The organism is Streptomyces sp. NPDC019443, assembly GCF_044389785.1.
GTDB lineage: Bacteria > Actinomycetota > Actinomycetes > Streptomycetales > Streptomycetaceae > Streptomyces.
On record NZ_JBIRYJ010000001.1, the window covers coordinates 1,015,661 to 1,036,776 of the forward strand.

Annotated in this window: 19 protein-coding genes; 7 read left to right on the forward strand and 12 right to left on the reverse strand. The window is 70.7% G+C overall.

The features are described from left to right. Positions 1–135: 135 nt before the first annotated feature. Entirely contained in the window at positions 136–552 is a 417-nt protein-coding gene (locus tag ACH492_RS04615) for an ATP-binding protein (protein ID WP_398982663.1), read from the forward strand. A gap of 15 nt (positions 553–567) precedes the next feature. Here the strand turns inward: ACH492_RS04615 and ACH492_RS04620 are convergent, their stop codons facing one another. The 8 genes from ACH492_RS04620 to ACH492_RS04655 form a co-directional block, all read right to left on the reverse strand. Then, positions 568–1,365 carry an endo alpha-1,4 polygalactosaminidase gene (locus ACH492_RS04620; RefSeq protein WP_398982665.1) on the reverse strand — a complete coding sequence of 266 codons (798 nt, stop codon included), beginning with the start codon at positions 1,363–1,365 and terminating at the stop codon, positions 568–570. Further along, entirely contained in the window at positions 1,362–2,021 is a 660-nt protein-coding gene (locus tag ACH492_RS04625) for a spherulation-specific family 4 protein (RefSeq protein ID WP_398982667.1), read from the reverse strand. Before ACH492_RS04625 ends, ACH492_RS04620 begins: the two co-directional genes overlap by 4 nt. 54 nt (positions 2,022–2,075) lie before the next feature. After that, positions 2,076–2,975 (reverse strand): NAD-dependent epimerase/dehydratase family protein, encoded by a 900-nt coding sequence (locus ACH492_RS04630; RefSeq protein WP_398982669.1) that lies wholly within the window; start codon positions 2,973–2,975, stop codon positions 2,076–2,078. 6 nt (positions 2,976–2,981) lie between these two features. Then, a complete protein-coding gene (locus ACH492_RS04635; protein ID WP_398982671.1) occupies positions 2,982–3,695 on the reverse strand; it encodes an NDP-sugar synthase in 714 nt (237 codons plus the stop codon). Positions 3,696–3,722: 27 nt separating this feature from the next. Beyond that, on the reverse strand, positions 3,723–4,724 hold the full coding sequence (locus tag ACH492_RS04640; RefSeq protein WP_398982673.1) for an SDR family NAD(P)-dependent oxidoreductase: 1,002 nt from the start codon (positions 4,722–4,724) through the stop codon (positions 3,723–3,725). Positions 4,725–4,814: 90 nt separating this feature from the next. Next, positions 4,815–6,125, reverse strand: a complete 1,311-nt coding sequence (locus tag ACH492_RS04645; RefSeq protein ID WP_398982675.1) for a hypothetical protein — start codon at positions 6,123–6,125, stop codon at positions 4,815–4,817. 47 nt (positions 6,126–6,172) lie between these two features. Then, positions 6,173–7,660 carry a GT4 family glycosyltransferase PelF gene (pelF, locus tag ACH492_RS04650; protein ID WP_398982677.1) on the reverse strand — a complete coding sequence of 496 codons (1,488 nt, stop codon included), beginning with the start codon at positions 7,658–7,660 and terminating at the stop codon, positions 6,173–6,175. 119 nt (positions 7,661–7,779) lie between these two features. After that, entirely contained in the window at positions 7,780–9,921 is a 2,142-nt protein-coding gene (locus tag ACH492_RS04655) for a hypothetical protein (protein WP_398982679.1), read from the reverse strand. A 422-nt stretch (positions 9,922–10,343) separates the two neighbouring features. Here ACH492_RS04655 and ACH492_RS04660 point away from each other — a divergent pair, with 422 nt between their 5' ends. The 3 genes from ACH492_RS04660 to ACH492_RS04670 all read left to right on the forward strand — a co-directional run bounded on the left by ACH492_RS04660 (position 10,344) and on the right by ACH492_RS04670 (position 13,372). Then, positions 10,344–10,952 (forward strand): ArsR/SmtB family transcription factor, encoded by a 609-nt coding sequence (locus ACH492_RS04660; RefSeq protein WP_398982681.1) that lies wholly within the window; start codon positions 10,344–10,346, stop codon positions 10,950–10,952. 68 nt (positions 10,953–11,020) lie between these two features. Further along, complete coding sequence (locus ACH492_RS04665; RefSeq protein ID WP_398982683.1) at positions 11,021–11,749, forward strand: SRPBCC domain-containing protein; 729 nt, start codon at positions 11,021–11,023, stop codon at positions 11,747–11,749. A 159-nt stretch (positions 11,750–11,908) separates the two neighbouring features. After that, the gene (locus ACH492_RS04670) at positions 11,909–13,372 is read left to right on the forward strand and encodes an SDR family NAD(P)-dependent oxidoreductase (protein WP_398982685.1); all 1,464 of its coding nucleotides are present in this window, start codon (positions 11,909–11,911) and stop codon (positions 13,370–13,372) included. Here ACH492_RS04670 and ACH492_RS04675 read toward each other — a convergent pair. Beyond that, on the reverse strand, positions 13,344–14,180 hold the full coding sequence (locus ACH492_RS04675) for an SDR family oxidoreductase (protein ID WP_398982687.1): 837 nt from the start codon (positions 14,178–14,180) through the stop codon (positions 13,344–13,346). The two genes, ACH492_RS04670 and ACH492_RS04675, sit on opposite strands and share 29 nt — an antisense overlap. Positions 14,181–14,442: 262 nt before the next feature. Between ACH492_RS04675 and ACH492_RS04680 the strand changes: the two genes are divergently transcribed. Then, a complete protein-coding gene (locus tag ACH492_RS04680; RefSeq protein ID WP_307659785.1) occupies positions 14,443–14,616 on the forward strand; it encodes a hypothetical protein in 174 nt (57 codons plus the stop codon). A 349-nt stretch (positions 14,617–14,965) separates the two neighbouring features. Further along, entirely contained in the window at positions 14,966–17,161 is a 2,196-nt protein-coding gene (locus ACH492_RS04685; RefSeq protein WP_398982689.1) for an alpha-L-fucosidase, read from the forward strand. On the opposite strand, the gene ACH492_RS04690 is transcribed toward ACH492_RS04685, so the two are convergent. From ACH492_RS04690 to ACH492_RS04700, 3 genes are read right to left on the reverse strand one after another with little or no spacing between them, the layout of a single operon-like run. Then, entirely contained in the window at positions 17,139–18,545 is a 1,407-nt protein-coding gene (locus tag ACH492_RS04690) for a lipase maturation factor family protein (protein WP_398982691.1), read from the reverse strand. The two genes, ACH492_RS04685 and ACH492_RS04690, sit on opposite strands and share 23 nt — an antisense overlap. Then, positions 18,523–19,071, reverse strand: coding sequence for a DUF1990 family protein (locus tag ACH492_RS04695; protein WP_398982693.1), 549 nt, complete (start codon positions 19,069–19,071; stop codon positions 18,523–18,525). The genes ACH492_RS04690 and ACH492_RS04695 overlap by 23 nt, the downstream gene beginning before the upstream one ends. Then, positions 19,068–19,886: a YndJ family protein gene (locus ACH492_RS04700; protein ID WP_398983319.1), complete on the reverse strand. Its 819-nt coding sequence runs from the start codon at positions 19,884–19,886 to the stop codon at positions 19,068–19,070. The genes ACH492_RS04695 and ACH492_RS04700 overlap by 4 nt, the downstream gene beginning before the upstream one ends. Before the next feature lie 145 nt (positions 19,887–20,031). Between ACH492_RS04700 and ACH492_RS04705 the strand changes: the two genes are divergently transcribed. Beyond that, a complete protein-coding gene (locus ACH492_RS04705; RefSeq protein ID WP_398982695.1) occupies positions 20,032–21,084 on the forward strand; it encodes a DUF6777 domain-containing protein in 1,053 nt (350 codons plus the stop codon). Positions 21,085–21,116 lie beyond the last annotated feature (32 nt).

Consider the following 21,116-nt stretch of genomic DNA (forward strand, 5'->3'; position numbering starts at 1 on the left):
GATCACTGCCTACGGGCATCACAGAGGGGTTAGGGGCCTGCCATTGTGCCTGGACCGCCGACGGCCCGCCCCAGTCGGCTTTCCCGGCCGATTTCTGGCTGATTTATGCCGCTCTACCGGAACGGAGTGATGCACATGCGTGCGCACAGGCGCTCGCGTCGGCGTGCCGCACGCGCGACGTATGTCCTGCCGCAGGCGGAGACATCCGCCCGCTTGGCACGGCATCTGACGGCGGCCTTCCTCACCCGGGGCTGCGGCGAGAAGGTCTCCGGCGACCAGGTCGAGGATGCCACCCTGGTCGTCTCCGAGCTGGTCACCAATGCCACCCGGCACGGCCGCAGCAGCTGCCGGCTGCGGTTGCACGTCGATCCTGGGCTGGTGACCGTCGAGGTGGAGGACCTCAGCCCGATTCCGCCGCGGCTGTGCGCGCCGGTGGAAACGGACGAGTGCGGGCGGGGCATGGTGATGGTGCGTGAGCTCGCGCAGACCCTCGCCGTACGGGGCGGACCCGGCGGCGGCAAGACAGTACAGGCGGTTCTCGCCGCGTCCTGAGGGAGCCCTCCCGGCTCAGCACGGTTGCCGCCACACCCCCAGGTTGAGCTTCTTGCGCATGGAGCTGAACCCCAGTGCGCGCGCCGGCTTGCAGAACTTGTCGACCTCAAGCGCGTATTCGACATGGAAGACCGCCTTCCCGGCCTGCACGAACGGTTTCAGCGCCGCGCATTCCCCGAACTCCGCGCACTCCTCGTTCACGGCGAAGTCGAAGTCCCGTACCAGCTGCCTGACTTGGGGCAGATCGTTCTTCAGTCCCACCGACAGGCCGCGATCATGGGCGAGACGCGCGATCATGCGGTTGTACGCGAGCTGGTGGGCGGCGGTCAGCCGGAACCCGGTGTCGTTGAGATAGCCGTCCAGCAGATCGGGCTCCACCGCGTCGAAGCCACGGTCGCGGCAGAGGTCCATGCGTTTCGCCATCAGCGGGCGGAGGATGTCGAGATGCCGGATGTCCAGCCAGCGCTCGCCCTCCCACCCGTTGGCCCTGCCGAGTACCAAGGCGGGGAAGTTCCCGTGGTCGGGGCGGAAGGATTCCCACGCGCCCGCGTTGAGATAGCAGATGACCTTGCGGCCTTCCCGGTGGAGCCGGCGGACGGTCGCGGCGTCGTTCTCGAATCCGTCGATGTCGTAGACGGGCACGTCGACGCGGGCGTCGACCCGGCCGTCGAGCTGCCACTGCCAGGCGGTTCCGGGCCTCGGCTGCCAGCGCCGCGGGTGGGGCGACGGGTCCGGCGGCGGGCCCGAGCACGCGGCGAGGATCGCGAGGGCAAGAGCGAGGATCGCGGTCCGCAGACACGTCGTGCGGTTCATGAGTCCTTCCGGAGGGCGGGTGGCAGAGCCGACCAGGGATTGGGGCCGTGACCGGTTACGGCACAGTGCACCGCGGCGCCGCGCAGTTCCGCGGTACGGGCCGCGAGCCGGCAGAGCCCGCGGGGAACCCCGTACACCAGGTGGCAGAACCGGCTCGGCGGAAGGCCCTTGGTCCACGTCGGGGCGACCGGGGCGGCGCGGTAGCTGTCCCAGTCGCCCTCGAAGGTGATCAGCAGATCCCCGAGCGCGGCATAGCCGGGGGTGGGGTGGGCGCCCGGATTGAGGACGACGGTCCGCCCGCCGCGCGACCGGGCGGCCCGGGTGAGCCGCCGGTAGTGACGCAGCCCGGCCGCGTCGGGGGCGACCTGATCGAGGAAGAACCCGTCCGTGCCGTACCAGTCGCGATGCCGCTCGAAGTCCCGTGCGACCTCGCGGGCCGGCCGCCGCCCGTAGTCGGTGTCCGCGTACCCGAGCACCGGCACGCCGGCCGCCCGCAGTTCGCGGGCGGCGGCGACGAACGCGGGGTCCGGCGCGGCGCCGGGACCGTCGTCGACGTTGAGCACCACGCCGTAGAGGAGGGGAGCGGACGCGACGAGGGCCTGCCAGGCGGCGGGGGCGACGGCGGGGTGTACGTACATGGGCACGAGCATGCTCATGCCGGTCCGCCGCTCACGGGGAGGCCACGGGTTCGCCGGAGCCGGCCCGCCCCCTCATCGCGGCGCCCCCGCCGGCGTCGGCCACGCCCAAAGGTCGTACAGCGAGTCGACCAAAGAGCGCCTCGGCCGCCAGTCGAGAGCCCGCGCGGCCGACGTGATGTCCGCGCACTGCCAGGAGACTGCCGTCGAGCGCGCCGACCCCGTGCCGGTCTCCTCCAGGCGGCCGCGGAAACCGGCCGTCCGGACCAGACCGTGGGCCAGGTCGCGTACCGAAGTCGCCACACCACTGCCGATGTTGAGCACCGGCGGCAGGGGACCCTCGGCAGTCGCGGCGCGCACCACCGCGTCCGCCACGTCCCGTACGTCGACGAAGTCGCGGTGCGCTGACAGGTCGCCGACCCGCACCGTGTCGTCTGCGTCGGCGGCCCGTCGCAGCTCGGCGGCGAGCCGCCCGGGCAGGCCCGCGGCAGGCGCTCCCGGGCCCACCGGGTTGAAGACGCGCAGCACGACCGCGTCGAGCCCGGAGGCGCCGACGGCGACCGTGCCGGCCAGCTTGGTGGCGCCGTAAGGGCCCAGTGGCCTGGTCGCGGCAGCCTCGGTGACCGGCTCGCCGGGCGCGGTCGGCCCGTACTCCGCGGCGGAGCCGAGGTGGACGAGCCGGGCGTCGGGTGCCGCGTCGCCCAGGGCCTCGCACAGCGCGGCCGGGCCGCGTGCGTTGACGTCGGTGAGGTGGACGGCGCTGCCGGCCACCAGGCCCGCGCAGTTGACGACGACGGACGGCCGGGCCGCCAGCAGCGCGTCCGCGAGGGCGCCGGGAGTGGCGGTGAGGTCGAGCCGTACGTCGGCGTCCGCGGACCGGCCGCCGACGAGCAGCCGCACGCCCGGCAGGGCGCGCAGCTGCTCGGCGGTGTGCCCGCCCAGGAATCCGGTGGAGCCCAGGAGGAGGATGCGCACGGACCGTCACGCTCCCTTGAGCAGCAGGCCGCGGTGCGTGGTGAATTCCGCGTTCGCCCGGTCGTAGTCGTCGGGCCGGCCGATGTCGAGCCAGTAGCCGTCGAACTCGTAGGCGTGCGGCGGGTTCTGCTCCTTGAGCAGATCGAGCACCAGTTCGTCGAAGCCGAGCGGCAGACCGGGCGTATAGCCGGCGAGCGTCTCGCGGGTGAGTCCGTATACGCCCATGGAGACGCGGTAGTCCATGCTCGGCTTCTCGGCGAAGCCGACGACCCGGCCGGACTCGGTGGTGAGCACGCCGAAGTCGATGGAGACCGTGCGCGCGTATGTGGCGACGGTGAGCGGTGCGCCGGAATTCCGGTGCTGCTTGAGGACGTCGCCGTAGTCGAGGTCGGTGAGGATGTCCCCGTTCATGACGAGGAACTCGTCGGGCAGCCGGTCCATCATGGTGAGCAGCGGACCCATGGTGCCGAGCGGACTCTCCTCGGTGGAATAGCCGACGCGCAGCCCCCACTGCGAGCCGTTGCCGACGTAGGCGCGGATGATGTGGCCGAGATGGCCGATCGCGATGGTGCAGCTGACGAAGCCGGCGGCGGCCAGCTGGCGCAGCACGATCTCCAGGATCGCGTGCTGGTCGCCGATCGGCACCAGCGGTTTGGGTAAAGCGGTGGTGTACGGCCGAAGCCGGACGCCCTTGCCTCCTGCGAGTATCACTGCGTGCATGGGGACTCCCCTGTCAGGTCCGGTGGCTCAGATGTTGTAGATGCCGGTCTTGTAGCGGGCGAGATTCGCCGGGTTGCGGAAGAACTCGATGGTGCGTATGAGCCCGTTCTCCAAGTCGTGTTCGGGCTGCCAGCCGGTGGCGTCGCGCAGCCGCGTCGCGTCGGCGACCAGCCGCATCACCTCCGAACCCGCCGGCCGGATGCGCTCCTCGTCCTCGCGCACATCAAGGTCGGCCTCCATCAACTTGCCGATCAGCCTGGTGAGTTCGCCCACCGAGATCTCACCGCCGGTACCGGCGTTGAAGGTGCGGCCGACGACGGCGTCGGCGGGCGCGGTGCCGACGGTGAGGAAGGCGCGGGCGGTGTCCTTGACGTACAGGAAGTCGCGGGTGGGGCGCAGATCCCCGAGGGTGATGACCCGCTCGCCCGCCGCGACCTGGCCGATGACCGTCGGGATGACCGCCCGCATCGACTGGCGCGGCCCGAAGGTGTTGAACGGGCGCAGGGTGACGACCGGAGTGCCGAAGCTGGCGTGGTAGCTGTCGGCGAGCCGGTCCCCGCCGGCCTTCGAAGCGGCGTACGGGGACTGGGTGTTGATGGGGTGGTCCTCGTTGATCGGCACCGTCTGCGCGGTGCCGTACGTCTCGCTGGTCGAGGTGTGCACCATGCGCGGGATCCCCAGTTTGCGCACCACCTCCAGCACATTGAGGGTGCCCGTGACATTGGTGTCCACGTAGCTGTGCGGGGCCCGGTACGAGTACGGGATCGCGATCAGTGCGGCGAGGTGGTAGACGGCCTCGGCGCCCTCGGCGAGCTGATGCACGGAGCCGGCGTCACGGACGTCGCCGAGGACGATCTCGACCTGGTCGAGGGTGTCTGGCGAGAGCGTCTCCAGCCATCCGTAGGAGGAGAAGGAGTTGTACTGGGCCATGGCGCGGACCCGGTAGCCGGCGGCGACGAGGGCCTCGGTCAGATGTGATCCTATGAAGCCCTCGGCTCCGGTGACGGCGACAAGCGCGTTGGATGTCACGACAGTTGCTCCTGTGGTCGGTGGTCGGTGGTGAGCTGTCGGTGGACGGTGGTGAGTGGTCCGTGGACGGTGCGTTGAGGTGGGATGTGGTCAGCGGTGTGGGGTGGGCCGGCCGAGCAGCCGGCAGGCCGCGGCGACCAGGACGGCCGCCGCCGCGGTGCGACAGATCAGTTGGGCTGGTCCGGGCGGCAGCCCGGCGAAGTGGGCCGTGGCTTCCGCGGCCGCGGCGGCGAGCGTGACGGCGGCCGATGTCCAGGCCAGCGAGAACGCCTGCAGCAGCAGCGCGGTCCAGAGCACGGCACCGAGGCCGAGCAGGGGAGCGGGCCAGGTCCCCGCGACCAGCGAGCCGAGACCGAGCACCGCCAGATACGCGCCGAGGCAGTACGCCAGGGCCCGCCCTGCGCGCAGCGTGAAGCCGCGACTGGTGGTGCTCGCCCGCAGCGCGGCCAGCGCGAGCGAGCGGTAGCGGTACAGCAGCCACTCGGCGAAGCCCATGCTGAGCGTGAGGACGACGACCGAGCGCGGGTCGTCCGCCCCGGCCAGCGCCGCGAGCACGCCCGCGGCGAGGCCGAACAGCCCGTACGGAAGGGAGCGCAGCACCCTGGGCGTGGCCCCCGCGGCCGTGGTCTCGGATCGCACGGCGTCGCGTACGGCGTGACCGGCGGCCAGGACTGCGAGCGTCACCGTCGCCAGCAGCAGCCCGAGTGCGAGTGGTGCCGGGGCCTGCCGGATCAGCACGCCTCCCGCACCGGCGGCCACGGGCAACAGGGTGAGCAGCAGGGCCCGTTCGCGGCCGAGGACCAGCAGGACGCTCGCCGCCGCGAGATAGCAGGACTGACCGGCGGCGAAGGCCGCGCCCGTACCGGGACCCGATACGAGCAGACCCGTGACCGCAGCCCCCAGCGCACCGGCGGGCGCGCCGATGCGCAGGGTCCGCCCGGCTGCGGCCTTCCCCTCGGCCGCAAGCCGCAGATACGCGCGATGGCTGAGCGCCTGGTTCCACGCCCAGGCCGCGAGCGCGGAGACGATGAGCCCGGAGACGTCCGCCGTGCCGTGCCACAGCCCTGCGCCCAGCACATAGGCAAGGCCGGGCAGGGCGAAGACCAGACCGCGCAGGGCACAGCGCAGATGGTCGGGCCGCCATGGGTCGGGCGCGGGCGGCGGCTCCGGGTAGTGGCGCGGCACGCGGGCGTACAGATCCTCGGCGAGCGTGAAGAGGTCCGGACGCGCGTAGCGTTCGGTTATCTGCTCACCCGTCAGGCCGTCCGACTCCAGCAGCGCGGCCACCTCGTACGGATGGACCGCGCTCGCGACCTGCTCGACCAGACGCTCGGCGAGCTCGTCGATCGGGTCCTCGGCCCAGCTGGGCCGTGAGCGCGTCCGGAGGCGTGGCCTGGGCATGACAGGCAAGCTGTCGCCGTCGCCCGGCAGAAGGCGTAACGGGCCGCTCATGCGAGGACCTCCGCGGGCCATGCCGAGGCCGCCGGCTCATGGGCGCCCAGGGCGAGTTCGAGATAGATCGAGCGGAAGGTGTCGACGGTCTGCCGGAGCGTGAACTGCTCGATCACCCGCAGCCGCGCCGCCTCGCCCATCGCGCCCCGCCGCCGCGGATCACGCAGCAGCTCCAGCGCGGCGCGCGCCATTGCCTCCGGCTCCCGCGGCGGCACCACGAGACCGCTGTCGCCGACGGCCTCGCGTACCCCTCCGACGTCGGTGGAAACGGTGGCGCGCCCACAGGACATGGCCTCGATCAGCGTGAATGGAAAGCCCTCGCTGATGCTGGACAGCATCACGACATTGCCGGCCGCGTACGCGTCCCGTATGTCGTCGACCCGCCCCTCGAAAGTGACGGCGTCCGCGTGCCCGAGCTCGGCGGCGAGCGCCTCGCAGCGCTCCCGGTAGGCCTCGCCGCCGCGCGGGGTGCCGCCGAAGAGCCGCAGCCGCGCGTCCGGCAGGTCCTTCCGTACGATCGCGAAGGCCCGGATCAGCGTCTCCAGGTCCTTTATCGGGTCGACGCGGCCGGCCCAGCTCAGCGTGGGAACGTCCGGTTCGGGCCCGGCGGGCGGGAACGCCGCCGGGTCGACGCCGTTGTAGACCGTGCGTATGAGCTCCGGGTCCGCACCGCCGCGCTCCTCCCACAGCCGGTTGTAACGATTGCCGGGAGTGATCAGGTCGGCCGTGCGGTACGTCTCCTCGGCGAGCAGCCTGAAGAAGCCGAGCAGCAGCGCCTTCACGGGCCAGCGGTAGGGGCCCGTGCGGTAGCCGAGATACCGCTCGCGCAGATACACCCCGTGCTCGGTGAGCAGCAGCGGTACGCCGTGGAGTTGTCGGCCGACCAGACCGGGCAGGACGGCTATGCCGCCGCTGACCGCGTGCGCGACGCCCCGCTCCGGCGGCGCGGCCGCGAGCGGCCGCAGCGCGTGTTCCAGCAGATCGGTGGCGGTGAGCGCATCGTGCAGGGTGGGCCGCGCCGCGTACACCGGCAGGTCGCGGCGGTTCCAGACGGCGGCCAGGATGCGCACGGCCCGGTCGGTGCGCAGCGCGGGCGCGAGTACGCCGTCCCGGGCCGCCCCGGCCAGTTCGTACAGCGCGGGACCGAAGTGCGCCTCGGCCGCCGGGTCGAGGAGCGAGGTCAGAAACCTTTCGTACGTCTCAGTCAGCCGCCGCAGTCGGCGTCCGCGCGGCGCGGCCCCGGCCGGGTCGGGCCCCCACATGGGGACACTGACGGGCTCGGCGACATGGGCGGGCAGCTCCCAGGCGAGGGACTCCCGGCCGGTGCCGGTCACCGCGATGACGTGGAAGTCGAAGTCAGGCATTCCGCCGACAAGTTGGTCGCACCACACGCTCACGCCGCCATGGCTGTGCGGATAGGTGCCTTCGGTGAGGAGGGTGACCAGAGGCGCGCCGGACCGCGGCGCGCATAAGGACTCGGCCATCTGGAACTGCTCCCCTGGATGCGAGAAGGGAAGGGGGCGCCTCGCCCGAAGGGCGGGCGGCGGCGCGTCGAGCGCGCGGTCCCGGGGGGACTGGCCCCGGGACCGCGTGTGGCGAGGCGTCAGCCGGTCACGCCGTACGGGACCCGCTGGCGCACGCCCACGGGCAGCGGCAGCCGCGGCGCGGACGCCTGGACCGGCGAGGCCTTCGCGGTGCGGGCCGCCGTCGGCGCCGCGGTGGGCAGGGTGAGCGTGACCCGGTCCTGGAGCAGCCCCGGGCCGACCCATCCGGAGACCGCGCCGGCGTATGGGCTGCCGAAGTCGTCGGTGCCGAGGAGCAGGTTCTGCCGGGTGCCGGCCGGCATGGTCGCGGTGACCCGGACGCCGCTGGGGGCCTGCACGGTGACGGCGTCGCCGATGCGGTAGGCGGTCACCCGGCCCGACTTGACGGCGGTGTTCCAGGCGGCACGGTCGCGCAGTTCGGCGCCGATGTCGCGCTGGCGCAGATTCACCAGCGGGGTGCTGTCCGCGTACAGGGCCGCGTAGTCGTCGAGGACGCGGTTCAGCACGGGGTAGGCGATACGGTCCTCGGCCAGGTTGGACTGGTGGATGAAGTGCGGCCGCGGGTCGTTGGCGAGGGCGTGGCCGAGTCCGATGCGGGCCTCGAGCGGCACCACGTAGTCCGCGTACCCGGTCGCGGTGTCCAGCGGCTCTGCCAGGCAGGTGGAGTTGGCCGCGGTCTCGCAGATGCCGCTGCCACCGTCCGCCGAGCGGGTGTAGATCCAGTTGTACTCGTCGATCTGCTCGGCGGTGCGGCCCGCGTTGTAGAAGACGTTCATCGGGAAGCGGGGCACGGTCAGGGCGGAGCCGACCCGGCGCTGGGCTCGGTCGCGCGAGTTGTCGGAGCCGAGCCAGGCGACGGCGTTGTCGGCGAGCGCGGGCGCGAGGTTCGGATTGTCGTCCGGCTGCTGCGGCAGGATCCGCAGCCCGGAATGCTCACCGGTGACCAACTCGTCGCTGTGCAGAGGGAATCCGGCCCGCTGGGCCCAGGAGCGGTTGTCCCCGATCTGGGCGGAGATCGCGGAGCGGCTGACGTACTTCGTACTCCCGTCCGCGTTCTTGGCGCACACCCAGGGGACGACGGTGACGTCCTGGACGCAGCCGAGGAAGGGGTGGTTGTAGGTGTGGTTCACCCATCGGTAGGCGTCCTTGTCGGCGGTCAGCTGCTGCGCGAGCGGGTCGCTGCCGCCGTGCTCCTCCTTGAACAGCTCGCTGCCCCCGCCGTTGTAGACCATGTCGAGGGTGAAGCCCTTGGAGGCGGACCACTGCGCCGCGTACTGCGCGTCGGCGGCCGTCATCCGGATCGGGTCCGGCTCGCCCTGTCCCGGCGCGCAGTCCACGTCGCCGGGGGTGCAGTTGAGGACGCCGTCCCAGCGGTCGTCGGCGCCGAATACATCGTCGACATGGACGGCGAAGTAGTTGCGGGCCGCGCCGATCTGGACTCCCTGCGTCAGCCAGTTCACGATGCCGCGCGCGAGCAGCCGGAACTGCTGCTGGTACTGGTTGTAGACAAAGGTCACGACGAGCTCGCGGCGGCCGTCGTGGCGGTACTCGCCGACGATCGAACCGCGCTGCTGCGAGCCGGGCAGTGGCGCGTCCACGTAGCTGGTGAAGTCGGCGCCCGCGGCGGGCTTCGCAATATGCGCGTAACTCTCGCCCACGGAAGGTGAGTTGTCCTCGAAGGGTACGGACCCGTCGAGATAGCCGAAGGGGCCCGCCTTGCCGGCGGCGGTCACCTCGGCCCGCGCGCCGTCGAGCGAGCCGCTGTAACCGCCGTTGACGGGGTAGTCCAGGCCCACTTCGGGGCGTGCGTAGGTGTAGGCGTCGACCTGCGGGATCGCGAAGCTCTTCTCGTACGAGGCGAGAGCTGCCATCTCCGCCGAGCCGGCCCCGAAGGGGTTGTCGTTGGGCAGCACCACGGCCTGGTACTTGGCTCGCGGCCGCCCGCCCACGGTGTCGGCGAGGAAGCCCGCGTCGATCACGGGACGGTCCGCCCGATGCAGTTCGAGCAGGGTGTACGGCGTTCCCGAGCCGTCGAGTTCGGCGGTGATGGCGGCGGTGGCAGGGCCCCCGTCGTCCACCACCAGGACTCTCAGATCGATACGTGGCGCCGGTGCCGCTGCTGCTTGTGCAGCCGGTGCGGCGAACGCGAGCAGAAGTGCGCTCGTAGTGGACAAGGCAGCCGTGCGGACGCTGCGCCTCATGTGTTCGGTTCCTCCCCGGAAGGGCATGCCGGACCGAAGTCCGGCATGCCCTTGCCCCCCCAGCGGTGGTCGGCGCGTGTAGGACGCCCCGCGTGTCCCGCTCTCTGTCGGATCACATAGTGGGGCGTAATTTGGGGAATCTGTGTGGGCATTGTGAAACCTGGCGCGAAACGGATGCAATGTCTCTGATCGAGTGCGTCGCCGATCACCGTCTCTGACACGCCGTTGGGCGTCCGTCCCGCCTCGCCCCGACGCCGGACGCACAGGTCAAGGGAGCGCGAAGACACTCCTGGACGGGGCGCGACCGTCAAGGGTCTGGACCAATGAAAATTCTTCCGCGTTACTCGCAGGATTCGGCCAGACCCCCCTCCGACAATGAAATGAGTCTGGACAAGAAAAGTTTTCGGTGGGACGGTGGAGACATGTTGGACGTGACCGTGATCGAGGACTCGGCGGCTGCCGCCGTCTCGCTGGACCCCATGCGTTCCCGGCTGCTCGCCGAGCTCGCCGGCGGACCGGCGTCGGCCGCCATGCTGGCCGGCCGGGTCGGGCTGCCCCGCCAGAAGGTGAACTACCACCTCAAGGCGCTGGAGCGGCACGGCCTGGTCGAGCTGGCCGGCGAGCGCAGGAAGGGCAATGTCACCGAGCGGCTGATGCGGGCCACCGCGGCCTCGTACGTCATCTCCCCGCTTGCTCTGGCCGCGGTGCAGCCCGACCCGGCCCGCTTCCGCGACCAGCTCTCCGCGCGCTGGCTGCTCGCCGTCGCCGCGCGGCTGGTGCGCGACGTCGGCACCCTGATCACCGGCGCCGCCAAGGCCCGCAAGCGCCTTGCGACGTACGCGCTCGACGGCGAGGTGCGTTTCGCCTCCGCCGCCGACCGGGCCGCGTTCGTGGAGGAGCTGACCCAGGGCGTCGGCGCCCTGATCGCCAGGTACCACGACGAGAGTGCCCCGGGTGGCCGCGAGCACCGCATCGTCGTGGCTCTCCACCCCACCGTGAAAACCCCGCCTGCCATCGAGGAGGCGTCATGAGAGTGAAGCAGCAGGACGGCATGAACATCATCCACGCGCCGCAGAGCGCCTGAGTATCAGGAGTCACCATGTCCAAGGAATTCGAGATCGTCCGCGAGTTCGAGGTCGACGCGAGCCCCGAGCAGGTCTGGGACGCGATCACCAACGGCACGGCGGGTTGGCTGTGGCCCATGGAGTACGAGCCCAAGGAGGGCGGTGCGGCCCCCTTCGGCGGCACCGTCACCGCATGGGACCCGCCACACCGCCTCACCGGCCGTACCGAGAACGCGGAGGGCGTGCCCCAGCAGACCTTCAACCAGCTCGAGCATGTCATCGAGCCGCGCGAGGGCGGCGGCTCATGGGTGCGCTATGTGCACAGCGGCATCCTCGTCGAGGACTGGGACAACCAGTACGACGGCGCCAACAAGCACACCGACTTCTATCTGCACACCCTGCGGCAGTACCTCAAGCACTTCACAGGCCGGGCCGCCACGTTCGCGACGCTGGACGCCCCCGCCGCCTCCAATGCCCCGGGTGGCCTCGAAGTCGTCAGCCGCGGACTCGGGCTGGCGGACGACGCCGCCCAGGGCGCGACGGTACGGATCGAGGTGCCGGGAGCCGGACCGGTGGACGCGGTCCTGGACTACCGCAACGCGTATTTCATCGGGCTGCGCACAGACGAGGCGATGTACCGGATCTTCGGCCGCAACCACTTCGGTGCGCCGGTCGGCGTCAGCGTGCACGACTTCGCGGGTGACGCGGACGCGGGGAAGAACGAGGACGCCTGGCAGAAGTGGCTGACCGGTCTGTTTGCGTGAGGCCGGTGTGGGAGCAGCCGGGGACTTCGCCTCAGGACCCTCTCCCTGGGGGTCCGGGGGCGAAGCTCCCGGTCACGGGATTTTGTCGTCACCCTTTTGCTCAGTAAAGTTGCGCTTTTGAAACCCACAGCGCGCGAGTGATCGAGGAACGGCAAGGCAATGACGGTGACAGAGGACAGCCCGGTGTACGGCCCGGGCATCGACCCGGAGCGCCTGGCCGTCTGCCTCAGCGTGCTCGACGAACTCGACAAGCTGGACGTCGACCACCCCGACGCGATCACGGTACGGCGCGCCACCGCCGGCATCTACCGCACCGTGAAGCAGCGCCGCCGCCAGGAGCGCCGGGCCGCCAAGACCGCTCACGACAAGTCGGTCACCGAGGCCACCGCCACCGGCTCCGCCGAGCGGATCGACGACGAGACGGAGGGCCTGCTGCCGTCCTCGTCCGTCACCGGCGAGATCGCGGGGATACTCCAGCGCCCTCGGTCCTGCTACATCTGCAAGACCCGCTATGTCGAGGTCGACGCCTTCTACCACCAGCTCTGTCAGGGGTGCGCCGCCGAGAACCGGGCCCGCCGCGACGCCCGCACGGACCTGACCGGCAAGCGCGCCCTGCTCACCGGGGGCCGGGCCAAGATCGGGATGTACATCGCGCTGCGACTGCTGCGCGACGGCGCCCACACCACCATCACCACCCGCTTCCCGAACGACGCGATCCGCCGCTTCAAGGCGATGCCGGACAGCGACGAGTGGATCCACCGCCTCAAGATCGTCGGCATCGATCTGCGCGACCCCGCGCAGGTCGTCGCCCTCGCCGACTCGGTGGCCGCAGCGGGCCCGCTGGACATCCTGATCAACAATGCCGCGCAGACCGTACGCCGCTCCCCGCAGGCGTACAGCGAACTGGTCGCCGCGGAGTCCGCCCCGCTGCCCGCGGGCGAGCTGCCGCCCGCCCAGGTCATAGGCACCTTCGGCAGCGGCGCCGTGGACACCGTCGCCGCGCTGCCGTCAGCCGCCGGGGAGGGCCTCACCGCCCAGGACGTGACCGGCCTCGCGCTGATCTCCGGCTCGGCATCCCTGGAGCGCATCGCGGCGGGCACCGCGATCGACGCCGGCGGCCTGGTCCCCGATCTGCACGACACCAACAGCTGGATCCAGACCGTCTCCGAGGTCGACCCGGTCGAGCTGCTCGAAGTGCAGCTGTGCAACTCCACCGCGCCGTTCATCCTGATCAGCCGGCTCCGCCCGGCCATGGCCGGGGCCGAGGCCAAGCGCACCTACGTGGTGAACGTCTCCGCCATGGAGGGCGTCTTCAGCCGCGGCTACAAGGGCGCGGGCCACCCGCACACCAACATGGCCAAGGCCGCGCTGAACATGCTCACCCGCACCAGCGCTCAGGAGATGTTCGAGTCCGACGGCATTTTGATGACCGCCGTCGACACCGGCTGGATCACCGACGAGCGCCCGCACCCCGACAAGATGCGCCTCGCCGACGAGGGCTTCCACGCTCCGCTCGACCTGGTCGACGGCGCCGCCCGCGTCTACGACCCGATCGTGCGCGGCGAGGGCGGCGAGGACCTCTACGGCTGCTTCCTCAAGGACTACGCTCCGGCGAACTGGTAGCCCGCAGCTGGTCATGGACGGCGTACGAGCCCGTGCCCGCCGCCGCGCGCACCCTCGTACCACCGTCCACCAGCAGATCGGCCCCGGTCACCCACGCGGACTCGTCCGAGACCAGCCACAGCACCGCCCGCGCCACATCGTCGGGCTCGCCGATCCGGCCCAGCGGCAGCCCGTCGGCGATCCGCCGCTCGGCGCCCTCCCAGACGAAGCGTGCCATCTCGGTGCGTACGAGACCCGGTGAGACCGCGTTCACCCGTACCGCCGGGGCGAGTTCGCCGGCGAGCTGCTGGGTGAGGTGCCGCAGCGCCACTTTGCTCGTGCCGTACGCGCCCACCCGCGGGCCCACCCCGTGTGTGCCCTCGGTGCAGATGTTGACCACCGCGCCGCCGTGCTCGCGCATCCAGGCCCGCCAGGCGAGTTGCACCAGCCGCAGCGCCGCCTCCACATTCACCGCGAACGCGTGGCGCCACTGGTCGGGATCGGCCTCCATCAGCGGACCGTAGGGCGCGTTCGTAGCGGCGTTGTTGACCAGGATGTCGAGCCGCCCGAACTTCCGCACGGCGAGGGCGGTGCAGCGATCGAGATGGGACGGGTCGGCCACGCTGCCGACACAGCCCGCCGCCCGCGCATCCGCGTCCCGCAGCGTGGCCACAGCCGCCGTTACTCCATCCGGGTCCCGTGCGGTGACCACCACATCGGCCCCCGCCCCGGCCAGTGCGCCGGCGATGGCGAAGCCGATGCCACGGGAAGCCCCTGTCACCAGGGCTGTCCTGCCTTCGAGGCAGTTCTGCGCAGGCCCGGAAATCATCCGCGTACGATCCCACGAAGCTCCGCACAGGAACAGATCGTTGGCCGGAATTGAGCTGGTTTACAGGAGATTTACAGGCCCCATCGAGCGGAGCTCTGCTCATTTGGTTACTCTGGGGTGAACGGACGCCACCAAAGGGCCCACGAAACCCCCTTGGCCGTCCTGGGACAGGTCTGCAACCAGGCTGCGGTCCCGCCCGAGTACCGGCGCCACCGCGACCGAACCGCCCCTGTCCCAGTTACGCGACACAGAGGAGTGCGCGGTGACATCAGATGTGAAGAAGCACGAGAAGCGACCGCCGGAACGCGGCGGCGAACGGGCCGGCCGGCCCGAAGAACTCGGCAGCCTGGAAGTCTGGGCCCGATCGGCTCCGATCCGGCTGGCCGGCTACGAGGACGACCTGGCCGAGCCGCACATCCTGCCCGGCATCGACTGAGCGGATCGCTTCGCCCCGTACCCCCTGCCGCACCGGCGGGGGGTACGGGGCGTTCGGGGGCCGCTCGCACTCCGTCGCAGATCCCGCAGGTCACGCGGATTCATCCGATGGGTGGGAGAAACGGTCTCACTTGTGTCCGGTTGAGAGCATTGACAGGTCACTGTCACGCTTCAATCATCGGACCTCATGACCGAACTTCCCAGGCGCCATGTACTCGGAATGACGGCGGGGGCGGCAGTCGGCGCCGCCCTCATCCACCCGGCCACGGCCGATGCGACCCCTCGGACAGCGGCAGCACACGGGAACGAGGAAGCGAGAGACGGCGACTGGGGCACTGTCCCCCCCGGCCGTGCCCGTACCGCTGGAGCGCTGGTTCGACAACGACGGCATCGACACCGCGGAAGCCCGCGGCGGTAACTTCGACGGCTCCGGCTACACCTTCCCCGGCGAGGAACTCCCCTCCGGACAGCTGGACATCGACGGCATCGCGTACCTCTTCCCCGCCGCCACTGCGGGTGCCAGGAACAACATCGTCGCCCTCGGACAGCGCATCGAACTCCCCAAGGGCCGCTATCTTTCCGGCCTGTTCCTCGTCGCCGGCAGTTATGGTGCGGCATCCGGCAAGGCGACCGTCCACTACGCGGACGGCACCACCCAGCAGGCGGTGCTCAGCGGCCCCGACTGGTACTCCGGCAGCGGTCCCCTCACCGCCCCCTACCGCTACAACCCGGCCGGACAGAAGGACCCGCACCAGGTCGTCATCGCCACCGCCGAGCTCGCCATGGACTCCACCAGACAGGCTGTGGCACTCACGCTGCCGGTCACCAATCCGGCGCAGCCGAACAAGAGCTCCCTCCACATCTTCGCGCTCACCCTGCAACCGGCCGCCCAGGGGCGGGCGTTGGCGCTGCGGGACGCGCACTCCACGACCTCCCTGCTCGACTCGGGCGCGCAGAGCGTCGAGGCCACCGTGATCAACGCAGGCACGGTCGGCATCCTCGCCTCCGACCGGCTCACCCTCTCCGTGGACGTACCCGGCGCCCGCACCGTGGCGCCCGCACCCGTCACCCGGCTCGCCCCCGGCGACCAGGCCAGGGTCCGCATCGGCATCCGCCGCAGTCTGGGCACCGAACCCGGCACCACCCACGACGGCACGGTGGTCGCCCGCGGCCGCGGCCAGCAGGCGGCTGCCGCCCGCCGGGCGCTCACCCTCGGCGTCCCCGACTATCAGCCCACCGACGCGTCGCTCAACACCCATCAGGCGCCGTACTGGTTCCAGGACGTGAAGTTCGGGATCTTCATCCACTGGGGCGTCTACTCCGTGCCCGCATGGGCGCCCGTCGGCAAGCAGTACGCCGAGTGGTACTGGAATCACATGCAGGACCCGAACAACCCGACGTACGCCTATCACCGCCAGACGTACGGAGAGTCCTTCGCGTACGACGACTTCATACCGCGCTTCCGGGCCGAACGCTTCGATCCGCGCTCCTGGGTCGAGTTGTTCCGCGACGCCGGCGCGCAGTACCACGTCCTGACCTCCAAGCACCACGAGGGATTCGCCCTCTGGGACACCAAGGTCAGCGACCGCAACTCCGTGAAGATGGGCCCCAAGCGGGACCTCATCAAGGAGCTCTTCGACGCCTCCCGCCGCTACGCCCCCGAACTCCATCGCGGTCTGTACTTCTCGATGCCCGAGTGGTTCAACCCCGACAATCCCTGGACGGGGCACGCGCCGCGCAATCCGTACACGCTGGAGCCCGTGCCGTACACCGGACACCGGCCAGGGGACTACATCAAGGAACTGCAGGCCCCGCAGATGCTGGAGCTGATCCACGGATACGACCCCGAGGTCCTGTGGTGCGACATCGGCGGCGTCAACGACAGCCACCGGGTGCTCGCGGAGTACTTCAACCACGCCAAGAACCGGGCCCGGCCCATCGAGGTGACCGTCAACAACCGCTCCGGGATCGGCCCGCACGACTTCACGACGCCCGAGTACACGACGTACGACTCGATCGTCACCGACAAGTGGGAGTCCAGCCGCGGGCTGGACCCGTTCAGCTACGGCTACAACGCGGCCACGCCCGACGACCGCTATATGACGACCGAGGAAGTGGTGCACTCACTCGTCGACATCGTCTCCAAGAACGGCAACTTCCTCCTCGACATCGGGCCGCGCGCCGATGGCACCATCCCCGAGATCATGCAGCGCCGGCTGCGTGAGACGGGCGAGTGGCTGAAGGTCAACGGCGAGGCGATCTACGGCAGTACGTACTGGGCGCGGATGCCGCAGCTCGGCGAGGATCTGCGCTTCACCGTCCGCCCGGACAAGGCCTTTTACATCCATTCGCTCGCCGCTCCGGGCAGCAGGCTCACCGTCGAGGCCCCGGTGCCCGTCCGGCCCGGCGACAACGTGACCATGCTCGGTCATGGACGGCCGCTGGCCTGGCGTACGACCGGCGGCAAGCTGGTGATCGACGTGCCTGCCGCGGCCCGCCGGGCGGGCAAGCACGTCTGGGTGTTCAAAGCAGCCTGGTCGGCCTGAGGAACTCGCGCACATAGGTGCGGTGCCACCAGGCGCCGGTGGCCCGCAGTTCGTGCCAGGTCGTGTACCGGTAGCGGTACACCCTGGCGCGGACGTACGCGGGCGGGGCGTCCGGGAACGGGTTGCGGCCCAGCAGCCGCAGCGTGTCCCGGTCGCCGTCCAGCAGCCGCTCCATGAACGGGCCGAACCAGGAGGCCGCGTAACCGGGGGACAGCGCGGCGAACCACATCATCCAGTCGAGCCGCAGATGGTAGGGCGCGAACTGGCGGGGCAGCCTGCGTGCATCACCCGGTTTGCCCTTGAATTCGTACTCCCGCCACACCGTGCCCTGATGGAGCACCGTCTCGTCCGTGCCCTCGACCACCACCTCGTGCCGCACCCGTCCGACCGAGCCGAACGCGCCGTAGGCGTTGACCAGATGGAGCGGATCGTAGGACCGGTTCATCTGCTGTCGCCGCGAGAAGAGATTGCGCGCCGGACGATAACTGAGGCCGACGACCAGGGCGGTGACGGCGATCACCACGATCTCGTACCAGAGCAGGGGCGCGGACTGTGCGGGCGGATCCGCGATCAGCGAACCGTCCACGGCGGAGAGGGCGAGCACGATGGTCAGCCAGTTCAGCCAGGCGAAGTTGCCGGACAGCACCAGCCACAGCTGGGTCAGCACGATCGTCCCGGCGGCCGCGCTCGCGATCGGCTGAGGGGTGAACAGCAACACGGGGACGAGGAGCTGGGTCACATGGTTGGCAGCCACCTCGACCCGGTGGAGGGGTTTCGGCAGATGGTGGAAGAACCAGCTCAGCGGTCCCGGCATCGGCTGGGTCTCGTGGTGGAAGTCCAGGCAGGTCAGCTTGCGCCAGCACTCGTCGCCGCGGATTTTGATCAGCCCCGCGCCGAACTCCACCCGGAACAGCACCCAGCGCAGCAGCCACAGGACCAGCACGGGCGGGGCCGTGCGCTCATTGCCGAGGAAGACCGCGAGAAAGCCCGTCTCCAGGAGCAGTGACTCCCAGCCGAAGCCGTACCACGTCTGGCCTACATTGACGATCGACAGATACAGCACCCACAGCGCCGCCCACCATGCCATCGCGGCCGCGAGCGGGACATGGTCGGCAGCGCCCGCCACCAGCGCCGCCGAGAGCAGAGCGCCGGCCCAGGCGCAGAGGGCGAACAGGCGGTCGGAGTAGCGCAGTTGGAACAGGCTCGGTGCACGGCGCATCGGCACCCGGCGTACGTACGCGGGCACCGGCAGCATGCCCCGCTCGCCGATCAGCGCCCGGAATTGCAGGGCGGCGGTGAGAAAGGCGACCAGATACACGGCGGCCAGAGCCCGCTGGAAGACCAGTCGGCTGAGCCAGTAGTCACCGTCGCTGAACCACTCCATCACCTCCAGTATCGGCCGCGGCAAGCCGTCGCACCGTACGGCCGAGCCGCTTGGCGTACCACTTTTGCACCACGGGTACGAGCGGGCCCGCGAGCCGGGTGTACCAGCTCGCCGGACGGCTGAAGGCCATGACGGTGAACCACACCGAGCCGTCGTCGCGGATGTCGACGATGAACGACTCCTCACCGCGCTCGGGATGCCCGGCCAAAGTGCCGTACGCGAATCCCGTCCGGTCCTTCTCGTACGCCGTCCAGATCACCTCGCACGGCGCGGTGAACCGCAGTCGGCCGACCCCGAGCGAGACCTCGAGCCGGGCGCCGGGCTCGGCCCGCGCTGCCGTGGTGCGCACCCGGGCGCCCGACCCGCGGTGCATCCGCCAGCTGGTGACCGCCGCGCCCGCCGCCTCGAAGACGGCGTGGCCGCGGCCGATACGGGCGGTGTGGTGGAGATGGTGGTAGCCGTCGGGCAGCGGGCCGAGCCGGGTGGCGCCGGTCTCGGGATAGTTGAGGGCGTGTACGCGATTCATGCGGCCGTCTCCTTGAGTCGTTGCCAGGCCAGCACCGAGCAGAGTGCGAAACCGAGGGCGTTGCCGAGGCCGTGGGTGGCGGCCATCCAGGTCAGGGTCGGGTGGGGCAGACCGGTAGCCTCGCCGAGCGCCCAGCTCAGGGCGAGCAGCATCGTCGCCACCAGCACGGCGGCCGAGACGGCGAGCAGGCCGCGGGTGAACCCGTCGCGGCCGTCGGCCCGGACGTCGCGCCAGGTCAGCAGCGCGACGGCCCACATGCCCGCGGTCAGTACGAGTGCACCGAGCAGCTCGGCCCAGTCGTCCAGGAAGTAGCCGGCCAGGACGAGAAGGGTGCCGAGCGGCACGCTCAGCGCCGCGAAGCGCCCGGCAGGACCGGCCGATGTGCGACAGACCAGGCCCGCCACCAGCGCGGCCGCGAACCCTGCGAAGTGAAAGTGCGGCACGGTCAGCGCCAGGATCGGCAGGCTGAAGCCGAAGAGCTCGTGCCCGGAGCGTTCCGCGACGAGTGCGACACCGGCGACGGACGGGGTCACGAGTGCTGTGAGCACCGCGATTTCTGCGGGCGCGAGCGATCGGGTCCGGGCCAGCCTGCGTGGGGCATGCGCGGCGAGAGCCAGCGTGCCGAGCGCGTATACGGCCGCGAGCACGGTCGCCGTGGTCGAGCGCGGCAGCCAGAGGGAGACGACTCCCGGGAGGGCGAACAGCGGCCATGTCCGCCGAATGGGCGCGAGCCCGACGGAGTCGATGAGGCGGAGTCCCGCGGGCACGACCACCAGCATGCCGAGCATCACGATCAGGCTGACCAGTACGGACACCACGCACACCACCCCAGGCTTGAACGTGTTCAATTCCTTGCGGTCGAGACTATGCGCTTACTTGAACGCGTTCAAGTCGCGGGGCTGAGGGGAATCCGGCAGAACTTGAGGAACCAATTGGGGTGAAGAGGCGGGAGACTTTGTTGTGCGTCCACCCATTCGCCGTCGGTACGCCGCGGTCGCCGGGCTGTTCGCGGCGCTGTCCTGCACGCTCCTGGTCGCCGGATGCGGCGGCAGCAGCAGGGCGGCCACGGACTCGGAGGTCTACCTCGAGCCTGCCGCGGCGCGGGGCCCGGACCCGTACACCGCCTCCACGGTGAGGAACGAGATCGGGCCTGCGCCGTCCGACCCGTCCGGTGTGCCGAGCAGCCCCGCAGGGGGGCAGACGCTGCGCACTCTGTCCGGCTCGACGCCTGGCCTGTACGGCGGCACGCAATCGCTGGGCAGTTGCGACGTCGAGCAGCAGGTGAACCTCCTCGTCGCCGACCAGGCCAAGGAGCGCGCCTTTTCCCGGGCCGCCGGCGTCTCCCAGACGGAGGTCCCGGACTATCTGCGTGGACTGACGCCCGTCGTGCTGCGCGCCGACACCCGCGTCACCAGCCACGGCTTCCGCGACGGCACCGCCACCACCTACCAGTCCGTGCTGCAGGCCGGGACCGCCGTGCTGGTGGACCAGTACGGCACGCCGCGCGTTCGGTGTGCCTGCGGAAACCCGCTGAAGCCGCCGGTCGCCGTCAAGGGCGCCGTGGTCCACAACGGCCAGTCCTGGGCGGGCTACCAGTCGGACCGGGTCGTCGTCATCAAGCCGACCACCCAGGTCATCAACAATTTCGTCATCGTCAACATCGTCACCAACACCTGGATCGACCGGCAGGCCGGGACCGACGGCGAGCTGGACAAGCGGCCCGACGTGCTCCCGCCGGTGACCCCGGACGACGTCTTCGTCTATCCGCCGGTGATGCCCGAGCCCGGTGACTCCGGCGTGCCGAGCGACGGCAGTCTCACGCCGACGACACCGGAGCAGCCGGTCAACCCGCCCGTGGAGCCGCCTGCCGAACCGCCTTTGGACACACCGAGCGAGGCACTGCCCCCGCCGGTCAACCCCGATGTGCCTTCCGACGAGGGGGTCACACCGTCCCAGCCGGACCTGCTCATCCCCAACGAGGAGCCGGCGTCGCCGGACACCTTCCAGGGCTGAGCGCGCCCTCCGAACCGGTCGAAGAATCCGAC